At 66.9% G+C, this 5,358-nt stretch carries 2 protein-coding genes and 1 pseudogene; 2 read left to right on the forward strand and 1 reads right to left on the reverse strand.

Going from position 1 to position 5,358, the window contains the following annotated elements; all coding sequences use genetic code 11:
• Positions 1–335: pseudogene (locus VNW74_RS00465) on the forward strand (ATP-dependent helicase); the annotation flags it as partial.
• A 203-nt stretch (positions 336–538) separates the two neighbouring features.
• Complete coding sequence (locus VNW74_RS00470; RefSeq protein WP_325674641.1) at positions 539–2,914, forward strand: lysylphosphatidylglycerol synthase domain-containing protein; 2,376 nt, start codon at positions 539–541, stop codon at positions 2,912–2,914.
• A gap of 172 nt (positions 2,915–3,086) precedes the next feature.
• Here the strand turns inward: VNW74_RS00470 and VNW74_RS00475 are convergent.
• Positions 3,087–5,358, reverse strand: a 2,272-nt coding sequence (locus tag VNW74_RS00475) for a cyclase (protein ID WP_325674642.1), incomplete at its 5' end; no start/stop codon positions are given.

A 5,358-nucleotide genomic window follows, 5' to 3' on the forward strand; every position in this document is an offset into this window, starting at 1 on the left:
TGGTGGTGCACGTGGACCCACCGGCCGAGCACAAGGCCTACCTGCACCGCTCGGGACGCACCGCGCGCGCCGGCAGCGCCGGCGACGTCGTCACCGTGGTGCTTCCCGAGCAACGCAAAGACCTCTCGGCGCTGATGCGCAGAGCCGGCATCAACGTCCGCCCGCAACAGGTGACCGCGCACTGCGAACCGGTCACCAAGCTGGTCGGCGACGTGGCGCCCTTCCGGGCCCCCGCTCCCAAGGCAGCCCCGGCGGCGAGCACCGCACCCGCCAGGTCCCGTCGGCGTCGACCCGCGCGCGGGGCCGGACCGCGCAGGAGTCCCGTCAGCCGGTAGCCGGGCGCGCTCACGTCCTTTCCCGGCCGGCCAACCCAGTTGTCGCTCAGAGTCGGGCACATCGACACTCGACTCTCGGCGTGACTGCTGTGACAGTCGGGGCTGGTCGCGGATCGCGGGCTGCAAATCAGGTTCGCGACGCCGGTCTGCGGTTATGTTGGCGACGAGCCGCTGACCGACGCGGCCCGGAGGTTGGTTGAAGCATGCAGGTCGACGGGCGGGAAGTCACCGTTTCCGGCAGCTTGCTGCAACCGCCGACCCGGCGCACCAACGACATCCTTCGGCTCGTGCTGTCGGCGGTGTTGCTGGCGATCGTGATCACCAGTTCGGTGATCACCCGCACCCGGTGGGACGAGTTGGAGAAATCCATCTCGCGCATCATCGGCGTGCTCTCCCCCACCCAATCCGACGTGGTGTACCTGGTGTACGGCATCGCGATCTTGGCGTTGCCGTTCATGATCTTGATCGGCCTGATCATCTCCCGGCAATGGAAACTGCTCGCTCCCTATGCGGCCGCGGCGCTGATCGCCTTTCTCGCGCTGTCGATCACCGGCAGGCGCCTCTCGGCACCACAATGGCACTTCGATCTCTCCGACCGGCTGCGCACGGTGTTGTCCCAATTCCTCGACGACCCACGCTGGATTGGCATGCTCGCCGCGGTGCTCACCGTGTCCGGCCCGTGGCTACCCGCGCGCTGGCGGCACTGGTGGTGGACGCTTTTGCTGGCGTTCATACCGATCCACTTGGTGGTCAGCGCCATCGTGCCGGCCCGCTCACTGCTGGGGCTGGCCATCGGATGGTTCGTCGGCGCGCTGGTGATCCTGGTCAGCGGCACTCCCGCGCTCGAGGTGCCGCTGGAGGGCGCGGTCCGCGCGCTGGGCAGACGCGGATTCGTGGTGCGCGGGCTGACGGTGGTCCGCCCGGCCGGAGCCGGGCCGCTGATGCTTTCGGCCCAATCCACGGATTCGGATGCCACCGCGGTGATCGAGATGTACGGCCCGCATCAAAGCAGCGGCGGCGCGCTGCGTCAGCTGTGGGGCAAGCTGCTGCTGCGCCGCACCGAGGCCGCACCCTTTCAGGCCTCCATGCGCCGCGCCGTCGAGCATCGCGCGCTGATGGCCATGGCCGTCGGCGATCTGGGTGTCGCCAACACCTCGACGATCGCCGTCGGCGCGCTCGACCGGGGCTGGACGTTGTACGCGCACAAGCCCGTTCGCGGAGCCCCGCTGAAGCAATGCGCCACGTCGACCCCGGTGACCCGGGTGTGGGAATCGCTGCGAAAGCTGCACGACGATCAAATCTCCCACGGCGACCTGCGCGACGCGGAGATGACGGTCGACGACGGCACCGTCCTGTTCGGCGGGTTCGGCAACGCCGAATACGGCGCTACCGACAACCAACTCGATGCCGACATTGCCGCGCTGCTGGTGACGACGTCGTCGCTCTACGGCGCGGAGTCCGCGGTCAACGCGGCGATCGACGCCTTGGGCAAAGACACCGTGCTGGCCGCATCCCGCAGGCTGACGAAATCCGCTGTGCCGAAACGTATCCGGGACTCAGTTAACGACGCAAAGGCCGTCATCTCCCGCAGCCGTGCGGCGGTGATGCGGCAAACCGGCACGGAGAAAATCCAAGCCGAGACGATCACCCGGTTCACCCGCAGCCAGCTCATCCAGCTGGTGCTGCTCATCGCGCTGGTCTACGTCGCCTACCCGTTCATCAGCACCGTGCCGACGTTCTTTTCCGAGCTCGGCGAAGCGAACTATTGGTGGGCCCTGCTGGGTTTGGCAATATCGGCGGGCACGTATCTGGGCGCGGCAGCATCGTTGTGGGCCTGCGCCAACGGGTTGGTCAGCTACCGTCACCTGATATTGCTCACGGTGGCCTGCACTTTCGCCGCGACCACCACCCCGGCCGGCGTCGGCGGCCTCGCGCTGAGCACCCGGTTCTTACAGAAGGGCGGGCTCAGCACGGTGCGGGCCACCGCGGCGGTGGCGTTGCAGCAGTCGGTACAGGTGATCTCGCACGTCGCGCTGCTGATCCTGTTCAGCACCGCGGCCGGTGCGTCGACCGACTTGTCGCACTTCGTCCCGAAGGCCACCATGCTGTACCTGATCGCGGGTGTGGCGCTGGGCATCGTCGGCACGTTCTTGTTCGTGCCCAGGCTGCGACACTGGCTGGCGACGGACCTACGCCCGAGGCTTGCCGAGGTCAGCAGCGACCTCGTCGCGTTGGCGCGCGAACCGAAGCGACTCGGCTTGATCGTACTCGGTTGTACCGGAACAACTCTCGGCGCTGCGCTGGCGCTGTGGGCCAGCATCAACGCGTTTGGTGGCAGCGCGACGTTCGTCACCGTAACCGTGGTGACAATGGTCGGCGGAACCCTCGCCTCGGCCGCCCCCACCCCCGGCGGGGTCGGCGCCGTCGAAGCGGCGCTGATCGGTGGGCTCGCCGCCTTTGGCCTACCCGCGGCCATCGCTGTGCCGTCGGTGCTGCTGTATCGGGTACTCACCTGCTGGATACCGGTGTTCGTCGGCTGGCCGGTGATGCGGTGGCTGACGGACAAGGACTTGATCTAAAGGCCAGCGAATCACTTTGTCGCATAAAACGTTAAGCGCTCCGGGCGAGAGTTTATTACTGCGACGGACTTTGAGACCAAGCGACCTGAGAAGATACCGCTACGCCCAAGCTCCCGACGCTCTCATATCTGGTCTATTTCGAGACGGGGTTAGCTTTCCAGCTCGACCGCCGTCATGGCATCGCCTCGGCCCACGCGATATGTCCTGCGAAGCCAAGCGTTCTCGCCATGTCGCGGTAGCGATCCCGGAAGTCCGCATAAGCTGCGGCATCGCCGTGAGCCCGCGCCAGGAGAGCCCGTAGCCGCAGCAGCCAAATCTCGCGAATCACCAGACCCTCATCGGCTGGCGCGGCCGCCAACCGCTCGATCGCGGCCTGGGCTTCGGCCACGTCAGCGTCGGTCCCGCGGTCCAGCAGTGTCTCCACCAGAACACCCGTCGCGGGAATGCCATACACCAGCAGCTGTCCCTCGCGGAACACATGGTCAGCGGCGGCGCGCATCAACAGGATGGCCTCATCGCGATCTCCACCTCGAGCCCTCTCCCGTGCCGAGTAGACATTGACGGCCTGTAACGTGGATAAGCCCGATCCCGTGCGTAGGACCATCTCGCTGACCTCGGTCAGCAGCTTGTGGCCCCGATCACGCCCGGCGGCCGTGCGGCGGTGCACCAGCGTAACGCCCAGCGCAAACCGGGCCTGGCTCACCGCGAAGTCATCACCGCACCGTTCGGCATCCTTTAGGGCATCCTCGATCTCGCGCACCGCGCGATCGTCAGGGCTGAGCACGCCGTACGGTATCCCAGCGATGTAGACCCAGCAGGCAACGTGCGCGTGGGCCGCAGGGTCGGCGCTGCGGGCCATGGCCAGGGCGTGCCGCAGGTCGTCGCGCCACCCGGGACGACCCAGGCAACACCGGGCAACACCCCGCGACGTGAAGGCATACGCTAACGGGGACCCGATAATGAAGTTGCCTTTAGACGGGTCACCGTCGGCCAGGTCGATGACCCGCTGTGACCAGCGCAGCATGTCACTCACCTCGACGGTTTCCGCCTTGGCGTAGATCGGTATGAAGGACAGCCCCACCATGAGGGTCGGATCGCCGACCGACTCGATGAGGGCCATCTGTTCGGATGCCAGCTGCGACGCCTCGCGCACCCGGTCCTGAAACGCGTAATCGGTCACCAGCCCGGCCATCCCGATGGCCAGCGACGCCTTGTCCCCGGCGGCGGCGCACAACTCCCGTAATTCCTCAAAGCGGTCCCCGGCCACACGTTCGTGGACTCGAAAGGCGATCCCGCACCACATGGTGCGCGGGGCGATGCGCATGGCTGCCCGGTTGGGATCCTCGGCGGGTAGGGCGTCGGCGATCCTTCGGGCGCGCTCCCAGCTCGGTAGCGCGGCGTTAATGTCGCGGTTGGTCGCCCAGGTTGCCGCGCGCATGTGCCAGCCGTAGGCGGCGTGCAGATCACCGGCGGCCTCCAGATGCTCGGCGATCAGCGCCGCGTTCTCCTCAGCCGCTGCCGGGTCACGCGATTCGATTGCGACCGCGACACGCCGGTGCAGCTCGACGCGATCCGATTTGAGCTGTGATTCGTAGGCCACGGTGCGGATCAGTGGATGGTGAAACACATACTCGGGTTGTCCGGTGAATCGGATCTGATCGATGAACTCGCCGCTCAACAGGTCGCGCAGGACAGGATCAATCCCGAGCGTTTCCAGGAGTTCCCGGCTGAACCGTGAGCCGATGACAGCGGCTGCGCTCAAGGTGCGCTTGGCCGCCGGGTCAAGCCGGTCGATGCGGGCGGCGATGGTCGCTTGCAAGGTGGCTGGCACGCTGACCTCGCCAACATCGGTGGTCGATTCGTAGGCGCTGCGGTTGCCCCGTAGGACGCCGCGCTCGGCCAGGTCGCGCACGATCTCCTCGGCGAAAAAGGGGTTTCCGGCGGCCCTCTCGGCGATCGTCTGGCCCAGGCCGCGAACGGAGGGGTCCGGGCCGAGCAGCTCTGAAACCAGGGCGGCAGTTTCTGAATCACTTAGCGGCGCAAGGGCGATGGTCTGAGCACCGGCCACCCGGCTCAACGCACCGCGATATTCGGGGCGGTAGGTGACCAGCACCAGCGAGGGCGTCTGCGGGATCACCGTGAAGAACCCGGCCAGCATTGACTCGCTGACCTCATCGATCCAGTGCGCGTCCTCAATGACATAGACCGCTGGGGTGCGGCGGGCCAACAACGCGGCATTGACCAGCGCGGTCAACCGCCGCCGCCGGGCATCCGGATCGATCTTGGGCAGCTCCACAGCGGGATCGGCGATGCCCAACAAGTCATCGAATAACAACACGTCCTCGGGGTCTGCCTCCGGCACCCGGGAGCGCAGTCGGTCACGGGCTGCCGGGCCGTCCAGATCGCCCACACCGATGGCTGCACGCAGCAACCGCGCCACGACC

The sequence above is a fragment of the Mycobacterium sp. genome, assembly GCF_035570115.1.
Lineage (GTDB): Bacteria > Actinomycetota > Actinomycetes > Mycobacteriales > Mycobacteriaceae > Mycobacterium.